Origin of the sequence: Novosphingobium sp. (assembly GCF_040079535.1) — a bacterium.
Classification (GTDB): domain Bacteria; phylum Pseudomonadota; class Alphaproteobacteria; order Sphingomonadales; family Sphingomonadaceae; genus Novosphingobium.
On the sequence record NZ_JBEBKB010000008.1, the window covers coordinates 33,251 to 48,471 of the forward strand.

General features: G+C 59.2%; 15 protein-coding genes. 4 read left to right on the plus strand and 11 right to left on the minus strand.

The features are described 5' to 3' along the window. Window positions 1-83 precede the first annotated feature (83 nt). Window positions 84-2,060: a potassium transporter Kup gene (locus tag ABL914_RS04385; RefSeq protein ID WP_391561939.1), complete on the plus strand. Its 1,977-nt coding sequence runs from the start codon at window positions 84-86 to the stop codon at window positions 2,058-2,060. Here the strand turns inward: ABL914_RS04385 and ABL914_RS04390 are convergent. The 8 genes from ABL914_RS04390 to ABL914_RS04425 form a co-directional block, all read right to left on the minus strand. Further along, window positions 2,057-3,202, minus strand: a complete 1,146-nt coding sequence (locus ABL914_RS04390; RefSeq protein WP_391561940.1) for a pyridoxal phosphate-dependent aminotransferase — start codon at window positions 3,200-3,202, stop codon at window positions 2,057-2,059. The two genes, ABL914_RS04385 and ABL914_RS04390, sit on opposite strands and share 4 nt — an antisense overlap. 86 nt (window positions 3,203-3,288) lie before the next feature. Continuing rightward, window positions 3,289-3,876, minus strand: coding sequence for a urate hydroxylase PuuD (locus tag ABL914_RS04395; RefSeq protein ID WP_391561941.1), 588 nt, complete (start codon window positions 3,874-3,876; stop codon window positions 3,289-3,291). A 120-nt stretch (window positions 3,877-3,996) separates the two neighbouring features. Beyond that, a complete protein-coding gene (locus tag ABL914_RS04400; protein WP_391561942.1) occupies window positions 3,997-4,665 on the minus strand; it encodes an inner membrane-spanning protein YciB in 669 nt (222 codons plus the stop codon). Then, complete coding sequence (gene ftsY, locus ABL914_RS04405) at window positions 4,665-5,588, minus strand: signal recognition particle-docking protein FtsY (RefSeq protein ID WP_391561943.1); 924 nt, start codon at window positions 5,586-5,588, stop codon at window positions 4,665-4,667. The genes ABL914_RS04400 and ftsY overlap by 1 nt, the downstream gene beginning before the upstream one ends. Beyond that, window positions 5,585-6,757 carry a MiaB/RimO family radical SAM methylthiotransferase gene (locus ABL914_RS04410; protein WP_391561944.1) on the minus strand — a complete coding sequence of 391 codons (1,173 nt, stop codon included), beginning with the start codon at window positions 6,755-6,757 and terminating at the stop codon, window positions 5,585-5,587. Before ABL914_RS04410 ends, ftsY begins: the two co-directional genes overlap by 4 nt. Next, the gene (dapF, locus tag ABL914_RS04415) at window positions 6,754-7,572 is read right to left on the minus strand and encodes a diaminopimelate epimerase (RefSeq protein ID WP_391561945.1); all 819 of its coding nucleotides are present in this window, start codon (window positions 7,570-7,572) and stop codon (window positions 6,754-6,756) included. The genes ABL914_RS04410 and dapF overlap by 4 nt, the downstream gene beginning before the upstream one ends. A gap of 39 nt (window positions 7,573-7,611) precedes the next feature. Further along, window positions 7,612-9,240 carry a putative bifunctional diguanylate cyclase/phosphodiesterase gene (locus tag ABL914_RS04420; RefSeq protein WP_391561946.1) on the minus strand — a complete coding sequence of 543 codons (1,629 nt, stop codon included), beginning with the start codon at window positions 9,238-9,240 and terminating at the stop codon, window positions 7,612-7,614. A 57-nt stretch (window positions 9,241-9,297) separates the two neighbouring features. Then, window positions 9,298-10,242, minus strand: a complete 945-nt coding sequence (locus ABL914_RS04425) for an isopenicillin N synthase family dioxygenase (RefSeq protein WP_391561947.1) — start codon at window positions 10,240-10,242, stop codon at window positions 9,298-9,300. A gap of 62 nt (window positions 10,243-10,304) precedes the next feature. Between ABL914_RS04425 and ABL914_RS04430 the strand changes: the two genes are divergently transcribed. Continuing rightward, the gene (locus ABL914_RS04430; RefSeq protein WP_391561948.1) at window positions 10,305-10,724 is read left to right on the plus strand and encodes an EVE domain-containing protein; all 420 of its coding nucleotides are present in this window, start codon (window positions 10,305-10,307) and stop codon (window positions 10,722-10,724) included. A gap of 23 nt (window positions 10,725-10,747) precedes the next feature. On the opposite strand, the gene ABL914_RS04435 is transcribed toward ABL914_RS04430, so the two are convergent. After that, a complete protein-coding gene (locus ABL914_RS04435; protein WP_391561949.1) occupies window positions 10,748-12,418 on the minus strand; it encodes a thiamine pyrophosphate-binding protein in 1,671 nt (556 codons plus the stop codon). 147 nt (window positions 12,419-12,565) lie between these two features. Here ABL914_RS04435 and ABL914_RS04440 point away from each other — a divergent pair, with 147 nt between their 5' ends. Next, a complete protein-coding gene (locus tag ABL914_RS04440; RefSeq protein ID WP_391561950.1) occupies window positions 12,566-12,757 on the plus strand; it encodes a hypothetical protein in 192 nt (63 codons plus the stop codon). Here ABL914_RS04440 and ABL914_RS04445 read toward each other — a convergent pair. Next, window positions 12,754-14,064: an MFS transporter gene (locus ABL914_RS04445; RefSeq protein WP_391561951.1), complete on the minus strand. Its 1,311-nt coding sequence runs from the start codon at window positions 14,062-14,064 to the stop codon at window positions 12,754-12,756. The two genes, ABL914_RS04440 and ABL914_RS04445, sit on opposite strands and share 4 nt — an antisense overlap. A gap of 110 nt (window positions 14,065-14,174) precedes the next feature. Here ABL914_RS04445 and pgsA point away from each other — a divergent pair, with 110 nt between their 5' ends. Beyond that, a complete protein-coding gene (pgsA, locus tag ABL914_RS04450) occupies window positions 14,175-14,768 on the plus strand; it encodes a CDP-diacylglycerol--glycerol-3-phosphate 3-phosphatidyltransferase (RefSeq protein ID WP_391561952.1) in 594 nt (197 codons plus the stop codon). Window positions 14,769-14,778: 10 nt separating this feature from the next. Here the strand turns inward: pgsA and ABL914_RS04455 are convergent, their stop codons facing one another. Then, window positions 14,779-15,213: an ester cyclase gene (locus ABL914_RS04455; protein ID WP_391561953.1), complete on the minus strand. Its 435-nt coding sequence runs from the start codon at window positions 15,211-15,213 to the stop codon at window positions 14,779-14,781. Window positions 15,214-15,221: the final 8 nt, after the last annotated feature.

Consider the following 15,221-nt stretch of genomic DNA (forward strand, 5'->3'; position numbering starts at 1 on the left):
CTGTGCTGGACCGGGGTTAGGCCAAGTGCTAGGCGCGTTCGGTTCTCCGCTCGCCGGGGAAGGGTCACAGGATTTGGGGCATCATGAGCCAAGACGCGGGTAGCAGCATTGCAGAGACTCAATCCGGGCAAGCGGCACAGGAAGATGCCGGGCAGGAACAATCGCACAGCCACCATCCGAAGGGCGGAATTGCGGCCCTTGCGGTAGGCGCTGTTGGCGTGGTGTTTGGCGATATCGGCACCAGTCCGCTCTATGCTTTTCGTGAAACCTTTGCTTCGCACGATGGCGCGCCGGGGATTCAGGTTGATCCGGTTCACATCAACGGTGTGCTTAGCCTGGTGTTCTGGTCGATGATGATCGTGGTGACGTTCAAGTACGTCCTCACCATCATGAAGGCTGACAACAAGGGTGAGGGCGGCAGCCTGGCGCTGTTGGCGTTGATCAACCGCAAGACCGAAGGGGCAAGCTGGACCGCGCCGTTCGTGCTGCTGGGCGTCTTTGCGACCGCGCTGTTCTATGGCGATTCGATGATTACGCCGGCAATGTCGGTGCTCTCGGCAACCGAAGGGCTCACTTATGTCAGCCCCGTTTTCAATGATTTCATCGTGCCGATTGCTTTGGTGATCCTGATTGGCCTGTTTGCAATCCAATCACGCGGCACAGAATCGGTCGGCAAATTGTTCGGGCCGATCATGATCGTCTATTTTGTAGTTCTGGCTGGGCTGGGCCTGCTGCACATCGTCAAGATGCCTGGTGTGGTGCTTGAGATGTTCAACCCGCTCAATGCCCTTAATTTTTTCCTGACCGACGGTTTCCGGGCCTTCGTGGCAATGGGCAGCGTTGTTCTGGCGGTAACCGGCGCCGAAGCGCTCTATGCCGATATGGGCCATTTCGGGCGCAAGCCGATCGGGGTCAGCTGGCTCAGCTTTGTGCTGCCATGCCTGCTGCTTAACTATATGGGCCAAGGCGCCATGGTGATGAGCGTTTCACCGACAGAGGCCGCGGCGCTGATCAAGGATCCGTTCTTCCTGATGGTCCCCGACATGATCCGCATTCCGGTGGTGATCCTTTCGGTGCTCGCCACGATCATCGCCAGCCAGGCGGTGATTTCCGGCGCGTTCTCGCTTACCCAGATGGCAGTGCAGCTAGGCTTTATTCCGCGGGTCAGCATCAAGCACACCAGCGCGGCTGCTGCTGGCCAGATCTATATCCCGGTGGTCAACTGGGCCCTGATGATCGCAGTGATTCTGTTGGTGCTGTTCTTCCGCTCATCCACCAACCTTGCCGCAGCCTATGGCATCGCCGTGACCGGCGCGGTCACAATCGATACGATCTTGCTGACCGTGGTCCTGTTCAGCCTGTGGAAGTGGCCCGCCTGGAAAGCGATCCCGCTGGTCGCGTTGTTCTTCCTGGTCGATCTTACTTATCTGGGCGCAAACCTGATCAAGGTGCCGCAGGGCGGCTGGGTGCCATTGGTGATCGGTCTGGGCATCTTCACGCTGCTGACCACCTGGTCGCGCGGCCGTTCGTTGATGCGCCAATCGATGGCCGAAGGTTCGATCCCGATGGAAGTCTTCGCCAAAAGTGCCCATTCCAGCGCTACCCGCGTGCCGGGTACAGCTATCTTTATGGCCAGCGCGGCATCAGGGGTGCCATCGGCGCTGCTCCACAATATCAAGCACAACAAGGTGCTTCACGAACGAGTGGTGATCCTGACGGTGGCGATCCAGGATGTGCCCTATGTCGATGATGACAAGCGCTGCACGGTCAAGGACCTGGGGCAGGGCTTCTACCGGATGAACCTGCGCTATGGCTTCCTTGAGGAAACCGATGTTCCGGCGGCGCTCAATCGCTCGGACATCTGCGGCGGTCCGTTCGAGATGATGAAGACCAGCTTCTTCCTCTCGCGCCAGACGCTGATCGCTTCGGCCAAACCCGGTATGGCGCTGTGGCGGGAAAAGCTGTTCGCCTGGATGCTGCGCAATGCCGCCAGCGCGATGGAATTTTTCCGCCTGCCCAGCAACCGCGTGGTTGAACTGGGCAGTCAGGTGGAAATCTAGCCGCGCAAACCCCGGTTGCGCATTGCAAACCACGGGATCATCCGGTGGATCGCTTCATCAATCAGCGGGGTTGAAACCGCGAAGCTGAAGCGCATGAAATGGTGGCCGCGCTCTGGATCGAAATCGATCCCTGGGGCGGTGGCGACCCCTGTGTCTTCCAGCAGGGCCTTGCAAAACGCCATGCTATCATCGGTATAGTCTGACACATCGGCATAGACATAGAACGCGCCATCGGGCGGGGCGATCCGCGACAGGCCCATTTGGGGCAACGCTGCCAACAACAGATCGCGGTTGCGGGTATAGGTTGCGACATTGGCTTCAAGATCAGAGGTGCAATCCATCGCCACCAGTCCGGCGTGCTGGGCCAGGCTGGGCGGGGTCAGGAACAGATTGCTCATCCGCGCGCGGGCAGGATCGATCCCGGCAGTGGGCGCAACCAGCCAGCCCAGCCGCCAGCCAGCCATGCTGAAATACTTGGAGAACGAGTTTACCACCCAAGCCTCGGGCATCACCTCAAGGATCGATGGTGTCCCCATGCCATAGGAAATGCCGTGGTAGATTTCGTCGGAGATTACGGTGATGCCGCGCTGGCGGCACACGTCTGCAATCGCGGCCAGTTCCTCGCGCGGGATGATAGTGCCGGTTGGGTTGGCGGGGCTGGCCAGAATTACGCCTTGGGGCGCAGGCTCGATCGCAGCGATCGCCTTGGCCGAAAGCTGATAGCGCTGATCCGGGCAGCATTCGATTTCAACCGGCACCATGTGCAGCGCTTTAAGGTTGTTCCGATAGGCAACATACCCGGGGCGGGCCATCGCGACCCGCGCGCCGGGGGCGAAGCTGCTGCTTAGCGCCAATACCAATGCAGGCGATGCGCCGCAGGTCAGGATGATCTGGGCCGGGAGTACCTGGATATCGTGCTTTTGCGCATAGTGCTGGCAAATCCGCTGCTTCAGCGGCTGACTTTCCCAATAGCCCATGGCATCGGCATCCAGCACCCGGTGCGCTTCGGTGATGGCGGCGGCCGGCGCGCCAGTACTGGGCTGGCCGAATTCCATGTGGATCACGCTGCGCCCCTCAGCCTCAAGCTTGTGGGCCAGGGCGGAAACGAACATGGCTTTGAAAGGATCGATTGGTGCGGTCATACCGGGCGCGGTAGCATGGGCAGTACAAAAGAAAAGCGCGGCGCCTGTTTCCAGACACTGCGCCTCTCGGTGATGGGATGTCTATATCAGCCGATGTTGGCGCTGACCATGCAATAAAGCATGGGAATTGAAAGCAAAGTGTTGGTGCGGCTGGCATAAAGCGCGCGCGGCGCGGCCGCAGCCTTGGCTTCGGGCGTTGCTTCGACCAGGCCAAGGACCTTCTGCTGAGCAGGCCAGATAATGAACCACACATTGAACGCCATAATCAGTGCCAGCCACATGCCGATCCCGATCAGATTTTCAGACGCTGTGGCACCGCCAAGGGTCATCGCGCGGTGCGCGTAGCCTTTGACCACAGCAATGCCGAGGCCGGTCAGCACGGTCAACAGCGCGCCATAGCGGAAGAAGAACAGCACTTTGGGCGCGATATATCCGGTGACGCCGCCTTTCAATTCGGCCGGGATCGACGGCATGGTCGGCACCTGGACGAAGTTGAGGTAATACAGCAGCCCGATCCACACGATCGCGAAGAATACGTGCAGCCAGCTGAGCACTGAACTGGCGTTGAGCGGCAGTGCGCCATCTGACGCGCCGACGAAGTGATATGCCAGCGCGAGCGCCAGCACGAAGCCGGTCAGCAGCACCAGGTGCAGGTTTCCGAAAAACTTGGCCATGATTGTCCCCTAAATCTTGTCAGTTCTGATTTGAATTTTCGACCCAGGCGCTGCCAGCAGCAGCGCGCCAGGCACTATTGCGCGGGTTGCCCGGTTTGTCACGCCTATTGCGAGCACTTCTCACTCATGTGGCGGATCAGCCACCACTTCGCCCTCGGCCTCGGCCAACAAGCCGTGGCGCAGCAGCATCGGTAGCTGGGTGAATGTGAAGAGAAACGAGAGCGGCATGAAGACCCACAGCTTCAGCGCGATCCAGGTGCCAAACCCGCCGTTGCTGGCATTGTAGATTTGGCGCAACACTTCGTTGAGCCCTGCCAGAAACAGGAAGAAAATCGCCCAATTGCGTGAAAGCTTGAGCCAGCCCTCGTCGCTCAATCCTTCGAACGCCGCTTCGAGCAACACCTTGAGATAGGCCTGGCCGCGCCGCCAGCCATAAAGCAGCACCGCGCCGAACATCAGATAGATCGCAGTTGGCTTGATCTGGATGAACAGCGGATCACGCAGCAGTATCGTCAGGCCGCCAAAGCCTACGATCAGCGCGGTAGACAGCCACAGCATCGGCGAAACCTTGCCCAGCCAGATCCGCGAAGCCAGCAGCGCTGCGATGGCTGCAACCATAAAGGCACCCACGCTTTTCACTACAGCCGCGATCTCTCCAATCGCATCATCGTGATTGCTGGGCGAGGCATAGCGATAGACCAAGAAGAACACCACCACCGGGCCGTAATCGACCAAGATGTTGAGCCAGCCGGCCTTGGCCTTTTTTGCGGGTGCATTGTTCGCCTTCATCAAGCCACTCCAGCAATTACGCGCGCAACTAGATCCGGATCGAACGGGCGCAAATCATCCAGTTTTTCGCCCACCCCGATCGCGTGGATCGGCAGGCCGTATTGTTCTGCGGCGGCAACCAGCACGCCGCCGCGCGCGGTGCCATCCAGCTTGGTCATGATCAACCCGGTCACGCCGGCCACTTCCTTGAATGTATCGATCTGCTGCAAGGCGTTCTGGCCATTGGTGGCATCCAGCACCAGCACCACATCATGCGGTGCTTCGGGATTGATCCGGCCAAGCACCCGGCGGATCTTGGCCAGTTCGTCCATCAGTTCACGCTTGTTCTGAAGGCGCCCGGCGGTATCGACGATCAGCGCGTCGATGCCCTTGTCGGTCGCTTCCTTGACAGCATCGAACACCACGGCGGAAGGATCGCCGCCTTCTGGTCCGCGCACGATCGGCACGCCAACCCGGTCTGCCCAAACCGCCAGTTGTTCGATTGCGGCGGCGCGAAAGGTATCACCTGCCGCCAGCATTACGCCATAATCCAGTTCCTGGAAATAGTGCGCCAGCTTGGCAATCGTAGTGGTTTTGCCCGATCCGTTGACGCCGATAACCAGGATTACTTGCGGGCGCGGAAAGGCCACCACGTCGATCGGCTTTGCCACGGGGCGCAGGATCGCCGCAAGTTCCTCGGCAACAGCTTCCTTGATCGCCTGTTCATCCGCGCCGCGTTCAAACCGGGTTTCAGCCAGTTTGTCGCGGATCCGGGACGCTGCACGTGGGCCCAGATCGGACAGGATCAGGGCGTCTTCAATCTCGTCGAGCTGGCCCGGTTCAAGCCGGGTTTTTCCGACTATGCCAGAAAGGTTTTCGGTCAGCCGTTCAGAGGTTTTCTTGAAGCCGCCAAAGACGCGGTCGGTCCAGTTGGGGCCGCTCATGCCAACAGTCCTTCGGCAATGCGGGTGGGCGTAATGGTCACGATGGTTCCGGCATTGGTTTCGGGCGGCAAGATTAGTCTGGCGAAGTTTGGCGCATGGCCCGTTCCGTCGCGCTCTGCAAGCACTTGCAGCGCCTTGCCCACCAGCCCCGCCAGCCACCGGGCCCGCTGATCGGCCACTGCCGCGCGCAATTGTGCAGCCCGAGCCTTGATCGCTGCGTGCGGAACCTGCGGCATCCGTGCTGCGGGCGTGCCGGGGCGGGGTGAATACGGAAAGATGTGTCCGTGGACCACTTCCAGCTCTGCCACAATTGAAAGGTTGGCGGCGTGGGCCGCCTCATCCTCGGTCGGAAAACCTGCGATCAGGTCTGCACCGATTGCCAATTCGGGACGCCGCGCCTTAAGCCGGCCAACCAGATCCACCGCATCACCGCGCAAATGGCGGCGCTTCATCCGTTTGAGGATCAGGTCCTGTCCGTGCTGCAGCGATAGATGCAGGTGCGGCATTACCCGTGCTTCAGCGGCGATCAGATCAAACAGCAGTGGATCAATTTCGATCCCGTCTACCGATGACAGCCGCAGCCGGGGCAGATCCGGGAAAGCGGCAAGGATCGCCTCAACCAATTGGCCGAGCCGCGGGGAACCTGGCAGATCGGCACCCCAACTGGTCAGGTCCACCCCGCTGAGCACGGCCTCGCGCGCACCTTGCGCCAAATGCTGTTCGATATCGCGCAAGACCGCGCTGATCGGTTGTGAGCGACTGGCGCCGCGGCCCTGCGGAATCACGCAGAATGTGCAAGCGTGGTCACAGCCGTTCTGCACCGTAACAAATGCGCGGGTGTGCAAGGCGGTGCCGTGGGCGCGGACAGCGGCGACGTTCCACGAGCGGGGATCGAGTTTGGCAATATTGGCTACCAGCCCGTCCACTTCTGGCATGGCGGCCAGTGCAGCGCGCTCTACCTCAGCGGCGCAGCCGGTTACCAGCAAACGCGCATCTGGCCGCGCCTTGCGGGCGCGGCGGATCGCCTGGCGGGTCTGGCGTACCGCTTCTGCGGTCACCGCGCAGCTGTTGATCACAACCAGGTCTGGTTCGCCCGCCAGCAGCGCGCGCAGTTCCTCGCTTTCGGAAAGGTTCATCCGGCAGCCCAGGGAAATCACTTCGGCGCTCAATCTGCGGCTCCGAAATCGGCAGTTTCAAAGCTGCCGCGAAAGCTTTCGGCGGCGGGGCCGATCATGCGGATGCGGCCTTGCGGGGTCCATTCGATTGTCATGGCCCCGCCTTCAAGGATAACTTCTACTGTCCGATCAACCAGCCCGCGCCGCATCGCAGCAATTGCGGTTGCGCAGGCGCCAGTCCCGCAGGCGCGTGTTTCCCCCACGCCGCGCTCCCACACTCGCAGACCGATCCGGCTTCGACTTTCGATTGCGGCAACATTGACGTTGATCCGGTCTGGGAACAGCGGATCATGCTCTATCTCTGGACCAAGCCGGCCCAGATCGATGGCTGCTTTGTCTTTGACAAAAAAGATCACATGCGGATTTCCAACGTTCACGGCGGCGGGGTTGTCCAGCAATTCCCAGGCGACCGGCATGTGATGGGTATCCATTGGGTAGGCCAATGGGATCTGATCCCATTCAAAGCGCGGTTCGCCCATATCAACCGCGATACCGCCATCTGAAGGATCGACCTGAAGCAACCCGCCGCGGGTTTCGATGCTGGCACTGCAACCCAGCAACAAGCCGATTGCACGGCTGGCGTTACCGCATGATTCCACTTCACCGCCATCGTGATTGTAGATCCGCATCTGCAAATCGGCGGTGTCAGATTTGCCCAGCACTATCAGTTGATCGCAGCCGATCCCGGTGTGCCGATCGGCCAGGGCCAAGGCGAAGCGCGGGGTAATGTCTGGTAAGGCTTCAACGCGCCCATCCAGCACAACGAAATCGTTGCCCAGACCGTGCATCTTGATGAAGGGAACGCGCATGCCACGCGCTTTATGGCCTGGCTTGGCCTGCGTCCAGTGTCAGGCAGTGCCGGTACGTCTTATCGGATCGGATGGCAGAGGCATGGATTCAGGTTGGTCAAGCAGCAAACCAAGCTGGGCAAGCAGTTCTTCGGTTCGCGCGGCACTTTCGGGCTGGCCAAAATGGTATCCTTGACCCTTGAAGTTGCCGTAGCGGCGCAGTTCAGTCAGCACTTCCTCGGTCTCGATCCCTTCGGCCGTTATTGGCAGTCCCAGACCATTGCCAAGCCCGATAATCGATTGCATGATTGTGGCGCTTCCTTGATCTTCCAGCAAACCTATCACGAAGCTTCGGTCTATCTTGATCCGGTCAAATGGCAGGCTGCGCAACTGCGAAAGTGATGAATAGCCGGTTCCGAAATCATCGAGGCTGACCTTAACACCCTGGTTTTTGAGGCTGGTGAGAATCGAACGAACAAGCGCAATATTTTCGTGCAAACAGCTTTCGGTTACTTCGACATCGAACCGGCTAGGCGGGAAGTTGGCCTCGACTAAAAGCTTCAACAGTTTCTGCGCAAACCAGATATCACGCAGCTGGACTGGCGAAATGTTGACCGACAGTGTCAGATGCGGCTTCCACTTGCGAGCATCATTCAATGCCTGCCGGATCAGGCTTTCAGAAAGTTTGCCGATCAATCCGATGTCTTCGGCAATCGGGATGAACATTTCGGGGCTTATCTTGCCTAGCGTAGGCGAAGTCCAGCGCGCCAGCATCTCGAATCCGGTGATCTCGCCGGTCTCCAGGTCAATCTGCTGTTCGTAATGCGGCACGAATTCGCCCGCCGAAATGCCGCTGCGGATTCCCGCTTCGATCGCTGAACGATATTTGAGTTCGCTTTCCATGCTGGGTTCGAACCATGCCAAATTGTTCCGCCCGGAGCGCTTGGCATGGTACATGGCGATATCCGCTTGATGAAGCAGAGCCTGTGGATCCGAGCTGACTCCCTGTTCGCTGCAACTGATGCCGGCTGAAATGGTGGTTTCAAGTTCGATATTCTCGAACCGCACAGGACGAGCCACGGCGCTGATCAAATGGGCGACTAGTCGCTCGATCTGCGCAGGCTGGCTGGTCGTAAACGGTGTTACAACTGCGAATTCGTCACCTCCCAGCCGGGCAAGCAATGAGTTGGCAGGTAGCAACGCTGCGATGCGGTCTGCTGCGGCTTTCAATAATGCGTCTCCGGCGGCGTGTCCATTGGCGTCATTCACCTGCTTGAAGCGATCAAGGTCGAGCATGATTACAGCTACAGATTCACCACGCATACCGGATTCATCGAGCAGCGTCGCACTTGCCGGTCCGATGCTCCGACGGTTCAGGCAGCCGGTCAATGGATCGAGTTCGGCGAGCCCTCGGGCCTGAGCCTCGGCCTTGCGGCGCTCGCTAATTTCTTCCTGAAGATCGCGATAACGCCGCCAACCGAATATAATCAAGGCAACATTGAGCATGAGTGCGGTGCTCAACAAGAGGTCAGGCGCCACTGAATGTCCGGAAAGTGAAGCGATGGCACGCGACAGGGCGGTCCCGCCGGTCTGAATAAACAGCCCAATTGCAGCAAAGGTCACGCCAAGTACGATCGCGTCTCGACCCGGATTGCCCAGACGCGCACGTGCGGTTTCGACGATATTCATTTGGCGTCCCCTTGCCTTCAGGCCAGCAAGGGATCGCATGAAGGCCTGAAAATAGGGTTAAGCTGTCTTTTTCAGCCCGATTTCAATCAGCCGCTGCTGCAGGAACTGATCCGCTGTGATTGGATCGGGGTAGCGATCGGGATTTTGCGGTGTGATGCATTGCTCCAGGGTCTTGATCGCAAAGTCGCTGCGCAAGTGCAGGAAGAATGGCATCGAAAAGCGGCTGAAACGGGCGCGTTCCGGGTTGGGATTGCGGACCCGGTGGATTGTGGATGGCAGATAATGGTTGGTCAGCCGTTCCAGCATATCCCCGCAATTGATCACCATTGCGCCTTCGGGGGGGGAGGCATTCATCCATTGCTTGCCCTGATACAACAGTTCAAGCCCGGCTTCTTCTGCCCCCAGCAGCAGCGTAATCAGATTGATATCGCCGTGGGCTCCGGCGCGGATTGCTTCGCCTTCAAGCTGTTCGATTGGTGGATAGTGCAGCAGGCGCATCACCGAATTGCCGTCTTCAATTGCCGGATCGAACCAATGTTCATCCAGCCCCAGATAGAGTGCAATGGCTGAAAGGATCGCAGCCCCTGCTACATCATACTGGCGGTAAAGCTCGGTAAACAGCGCTTGAAAGCCAGCGGGCTGATCCGGCCAGACGTTGGGCGGCATCGAGGCATCGGCCAATGGGCTTCCCGGCGGCAAATCACGACCGACGTGCCAGAATTCCTTCAAATCGTGCGCCTTGGCATCCTTGGCGATCTCGGTCCCGAAAGGGGTATAGCCGCGTGCGCCAGCAATCGCAGCGTTGTGGTATTTGCGCTTTTGATCGTCTGGCAGGGCGAAGAACTGCTTCGACATTTCCATCGCCTGATCAATCAACGCGCGGTCGATCGGAAAATCTCTGACCATTGCGAAGCCGAAGGTGCGAAAGCTATCGCCAATCGCCGCCGCAAACGCGGCCTTGGGCATGGTCATCGACAGGACCGGTATTTCGGTGAGTGACATTTGTGGACGCTTTCGAGATTCTAAGGCAATGGCCCGGCATACCCCGTTTGGCGAGTTCTGGCATGACCAAAATCAAATCCTATTGGCTGATGAAAAGCGAACCCGATGTCTATGGCTGGGATGATCTGATCGCGGAGGGCGAGGGCACCTGGGATGGGGTGCGCAACTACACCGCGCGGCTGCATCTGCGGGCGATGCAAGTGGGTGATGAAGTGTTCTTCTATCACTCTAACATTGGCGTCGAAATCGTTGGAATTGCGCAGATTACCAAAGCAGGTTTTCAAGATCCGACTGATGAGACCGGGCGCTGGACTTCGGTTAAGGTCAAGCCTGTTCGCAAGCTTGAACGGCCGGTGACGTTGAAGGAAATCAAGGCCGATCCTGCGCTGGCACAGATGGATTTGTTGACGAAGTTTCGGCTCTCCGTCTCATCGGTAAAACCCCAGGAATGGGACCATATTGTTCGGCTAGCAAAAAACTGAACTTGCCAATGGCAGTGGCTGGCTCAACTTCTTGGCCTGGCGCGCAATCCTGAAATCGTCGCGCCACCGGCACTAAGCTGTTCGGGTTCAATCAGCAGGTGCAACAGCCGCAGGCCTTTCAGGTCTTTGGCTTCGGCCAGTGCCGCAACGAATTCTTCAGTCGATTCGATCCGCCGGGACCATCCGCCATAGGCGATTGCCAGCGCCGCAAAATCTGGATTGACCAGTGTGGTGCCGCTGACCCGTTCGGGGAACTCGCGCTCCTGATGCATCCGGATTGTGCCGTAAACGCCGTTATCAACCAGCACCACCAGCAGATCGCAGCCATATTGCACGGCCGTAGCCAGCTCCTGCCCGTTCATCAGGAAATCGCCGTCGCCAGCAAGCGCTATCGCCTGGCGTTCGGGGTGGCGCAGTGCTGCGGCCACTGCGGCTGGAACGCCGTATCCCATTGCGCCGGCTGTGGGGGCCAGCTGGGTCGGGAAGCCATTGTAGTGCCAATAGCGGTGCCACCAGCCTGAAAAATTGCCCGCGCCGTTGCAGATGATGCTGTCATCCGGAAACGTTTCGCGCATTGCCGTGACGCAGGCGGCCATATCAAGCGCGTAGGGCGCTGGCTTAGCCGTCGTCCAGTCAAGCCATTCGTTGTGGGCCTCTTCGCCCGCATCAAACGGGACGATATCATCATCCCAATAGTCTGCCGCTTCGGCAAATTCAGCCATGTCAGCGCAGATCGCCAGATCGGGCCGATAGACCCGGCCAAGCTCCTCAGGATCGGGGTGGATGTGGACCAGCAGCTGGCCGGGGTGCTCGGGCGTAATCAGCGTGTAACTGTCTGTCGTTGCTTCCCCCAGCCGCGCGCCGATCGCGATCACAAGATCAGCCTTTTTGATTCGCTGGGCCAGCTTTGGCCCGGGGCCATAGCCAAGATTACCGGCCCAGACCTTGCTGGCGTTGGAGATCGCATCCTGACGGCGAAACGCCCCTGCCACCGGCAATCCGATCCGCTCGGCAAACCGGGTGAAATGCTCACGCGCCTTGGCGTGCCAGCCAGCTCCGCCAATGATCGCAACCGGGCTGGCGGCATCTTCGATCATCCGCATCAACACGCCCATCGCATCGGGGCACATCGCCTGCGCAGCACGGTGAACGGCGGGGCGGGGAACGCCGCCGCTGACGTCCTCAAGCAGCATGTCCTCGGGCAGTGCGATTACCACCGGTCCGGGCCGGCCTGATTGGGCAACAGACCAGGCGCGGGCAATATATTCCGGGATCCGCTTTGGATCGTCGATCCGCAACACCAGCTTGGCCAGCGGGGCGAACATCTGCCCGAAATCAACCTCTTGAAAGCCTTCACGATCCTTCATGCCGCGATCGACATCGCCGATAAACAGCAGCATTGGTTGCGAATCCTGCATCGCAACATGCACGCCGATACTGGCATTGGTTGCACCTGGGCCGCGGGTTACGAAGCAAATTCCGGGTCGCCCGGTCATCGCCCCATCGGCGCAGGCCATGAAAGCGGCGCCGCCTTCCTGGCGGCAAACCACGGTCTGCACTTCTGGCGAATCGTGCAGAGCATCAAGCACCGCCAAAAAGCTTTCGCCCGGAACCGTGAATATCCGGTCAGCACCTTGCGCGATCAGGCAATCGACGAGCAGCCGCCCGCCATTAACTTTGGAAGTATCGGTCATTACTGGGCTTTAGCGAGAGGCAGATCGGACCGCAACGCACCTTGGCATATTCATACCTTGCCACGCAGCTGTGCCATTGCGGGAAGGGGGCCGTTAACCGCAATTTCCGGCTGGCGTGATGGTTTCCAAAAACTTAACCCGGCTGACATGAGAAGGTCGCTTGTTCTTACCGATGAAAAGGCCCGCCATCGCTTTTTGGCCAGCCTCCCGCCCCACGTTCGCAGTGACGGGGAGCCGATTGCGGTTCCGCGAGCGCGGCCATCCTGGTTCAAGGACCTGCGCGATTTTTTGATCGCCTATGGAGCCTGCTTCATCGCGGTCAGCCTGTATATCGCCTAGACTTGGGCCGCCCCGATGCGCTCTGCCTTGACCAGGAGCCCGCCAAGATAGGCGGAAAACAGACACATCACCGCGCTAAGCAGCAGTTGGTTGATGATCGCAACCCCGGCGATGGATAGCCCGGTGGCGATCAGCGATCCGATTACCATCGCGAACGAATTGACGATATTGTTGGCGGCGATCGTTCGCGAGGTCTGTGATTTTTCGACGAACGTGGTGAGGAACGCATACAGCGGCACCACGAACATGCCGCCCGCCACGGCAATCCCCAGCAGGCACAGCAACAGTGGAATGGCAAGCGGTTCAGCCAGGAAACTGGCAACATCGTGCAACCCTTCATGGTGGGTGGGCCAGGCCTGGCAGACCAGGAAGAACCCAACCACAAACAGGCCCATCACCAAGACCGATCCGGGCGAATAGCGCGCAGAAACGGTGCCCTTGAGCAGCGCATTGACCGAGATTGAGCCAAGCGCGACTCCGATCGAGAAAATCACCAGAAACAGGCTGGCTACTTCCTTGCTGGCCGTCAGGACGTTCTTGGCCAGCGGCGGGAACTGCACGAACAGCACGGTGCCGATGGTCCAGAAAAAGCTGATCGCCATGATCGCCAGAAACACCCGGCGATCATGGCTGGTGTTGCGGACCAGCCTGATCGAGGCGCGGATCAGGTGGAAATCAAGCGGCTCAGGCTCATGATGCGGCGGTGCATCGGGGACCTGGCGACTGGTAAAATAGCCGATGATTGCAGTTATCACCACACCCACAGCGGCCCATTGCACCGGGATCCAGCCTGCCAGAATCGTGCCGGCCAGGATTGCGATATAGGTTCCGGCCTCAACCAGTCCGGTGCCGGCCAGCACTTCATCCTTGTGCAGGTGCTGCGGCAGGATTGCGTATTTGATCGGACCAAAGAAAGTCGAGTGGATCCCCATCCCCAGCAGTGCCAGCAACATCAGCGGGATTGCAACGCTGGTCACCATATAGCCCTGCCAGGCCATCAGCAGGCCGGCGGCACCGACCAGCATGATCCCGATTTCGGCTATCTTGACGGTCCGGATAATCCGCGCCTTGTCACGCATGTCGGCCAATTGCCCGGATACTGCGGAAAGCACAAAAAACGGCAGGATAAACACAGCTGATGCGATCGCGCTGAACTGCCCTTCAGCGGCTTCTGATTTGTACACCTCATAAACCACGAACAGCACCATCGCGTTCTTGAACAGGTTATCGTTGAAGGCATTGAGCAGTTGGGTCACGAACAGCGGCAGAAAGCGCCGAGAGTGGATCAGGTGGGTCTGGGTTGTCATGAATTCGCTTGCAGCTGTCCCGGTTGACGGGGACCCTAGCGGCTAGCCCATTGCGGACAAGCTTAAAGTCCCTCTTTTGCACGAGCGCCTTCGCCGCTATTCATTTCAGGATGATGTCACTTCCCAACATCCTGACGCTTTCGCGGATCGTCGCTTTGCCGTTGCTGGCCTTCCTGCTGTGGTGGCCGGATTGGCAGTGGGGCTATCTGATGGCCTTTGTGCTCTATTGCTTGATGGGAATCACCGATTATTTCGATGGTTACATCGCGCGTTCCAGCGGCGCCGTAAGCAAGCTCGGGCAGTTTCTTGATCCGATTGCCGACAAGATCATGGTCGCCACGGTGATTCTGGTTCTGGCGGCGCAAGGCGTGCTGCGCGGGCCGTATGTGGGCGATATGCATGTGATCGCCGGCGGGATCATCCTGGTCCGCGAAATCGCCGTATCTGGCTTGCGAGAGTTTCTGGGTGGGCTGCAAGTTTCGGTTCCGGTCAGCCGTCTGGCCAAATGGAAAACCACGTTCCAGATGGCTTGCCTGGGTGCGCTGATTCTGGGCAAGGCCTTGCCGATCTGGACGATGTCACTGGGCGGGGATTCGATCAACGTGCCGCACACCGTGGGCCTGACCACACTGTGGGCCGCAGCGGTGCTGACGGTGATTACCGGGTGGGACTATTTGCGCGTGGGACTGAAGCACATGGATTGAGCCTGCTGGCTCACCCCAGTCCCAACTGCTGTGCGATCATTGTCTGGTCAAAAAACGGCCGCTCAACCAGAATCTTGTCGCGGCCCGTCGCGAACTCAAAGCTGGCGGCCATCCGCACACGAAACGCCTTGCCCGTGGGCTCGATCACAGTTCCGCCCAGTTTGATCGGGCCCAAATGTGTACCGGTCAGCCAGAATTCCACCAGCACAGTGTCGTCTGCGTGGGCAATCGCGATCACTTCGTTGGCCTGATCGGGAAAAGGCACGCGCGACATATGGAAATAGCCGCGCACCGCTTCCTCACCATCGAACACGGTGCCGGTGCCATAAAGTTCGTAGCGCGGATGGCCATCGAAAGTGGCGATCACCGCGTCCCAATCATGCGGGATTTCCAGTGCCATGTGATCGAGCACGCATTGGATGCGGCGTTGGGCAAGGTCATGCATGTTTTCGT

Bases quoted from the DNA above. Each gene is read 5' to 3' on its own strand.
- ftsY (WP_391561943.1), bottom strand. From the start codon at position 5,588: ATGAGCGGCCCCAACTGGACCGACCGCGTCTTTGGCGGCTTCAAGAAA.
- ABL914_RS04400 (WP_391561942.1), bottom strand. From the start codon at position 4,665: ATGAAGGCGAACAATGCACCCGCAAAAAAGGCCAAGGCCGGCTGGCTC.
- ABL914_RS04390 (WP_391561940.1), bottom strand. From the start codon at position 3,202: ATGACCGCACCAATCGATCCTTTCAAAGCCATGTTCGTTTCCGCCCTG.
- ABL914_RS04420 (WP_391561946.1), bottom strand. From the start codon at position 9,240: ATGAATATCGTCGAAACCGCACGTGCGCGTCTGGGCAATCCGGGTCGA.
- ABL914_RS04440 (WP_391561950.1), top strand. From the start codon at position 12,566: ATGAGAAGGTCGCTTGTTCTTACCGATGAAAAGGCCCGCCATCGCTTT.
- ABL914_RS04445 (WP_391561951.1), bottom strand. From the start codon at position 14,064: ATGACAACCCAGACCCACCTGATCCACTCTCGGCGCTTTCTGCCGCTG.
- ABL914_RS04435 (WP_391561949.1), bottom strand. From the start codon at position 12,418: ATGACCGATACTTCCAAAGTTAATGGCGGGCGGCTGCTCGTCGATTGC.
- pgsA (WP_391561952.1), top strand. From the start codon at position 14,175: ATGATGTCACTTCCCAACATCCTGACGCTTTCGCGGATCGTCGCTTTG.
- dapF (WP_391561945.1), bottom strand. From the start codon at position 7,572: ATGCGCGTTCCCTTCATCAAGATGCACGGTCTGGGCAACGATTTCGTT.
- ABL914_RS04385 (WP_391561939.1), top strand. From the start codon at position 84: ATGAGCCAAGACGCGGGTAGCAGCATTGCAGAGACTCAATCCGGGCAA.
- ABL914_RS04425 (WP_391561947.1), bottom strand. From the start codon at position 10,242: ATGTCACTCACCGAAATACCGGTCCTGTCGATGACCATGCCCAAGGCC.
- ABL914_RS04430 (WP_391561948.1), top strand. From the start codon at position 10,305: ATGACCAAAATCAAATCCTATTGGCTGATGAAAAGCGAACCCGATGTC.
- ABL914_RS04455 (WP_391561953.1), bottom strand. From the start codon at position 15,213: ATGCATGACCTTGCCCAACGCCGCATCCAATGCGTGCTCGATCACATG.
- ABL914_RS04395 (WP_391561941.1), bottom strand. From the start codon at position 3,876: ATGGCCAAGTTTTTCGGAAACCTGCACCTGGTGCTGCTGACCGGCTTC.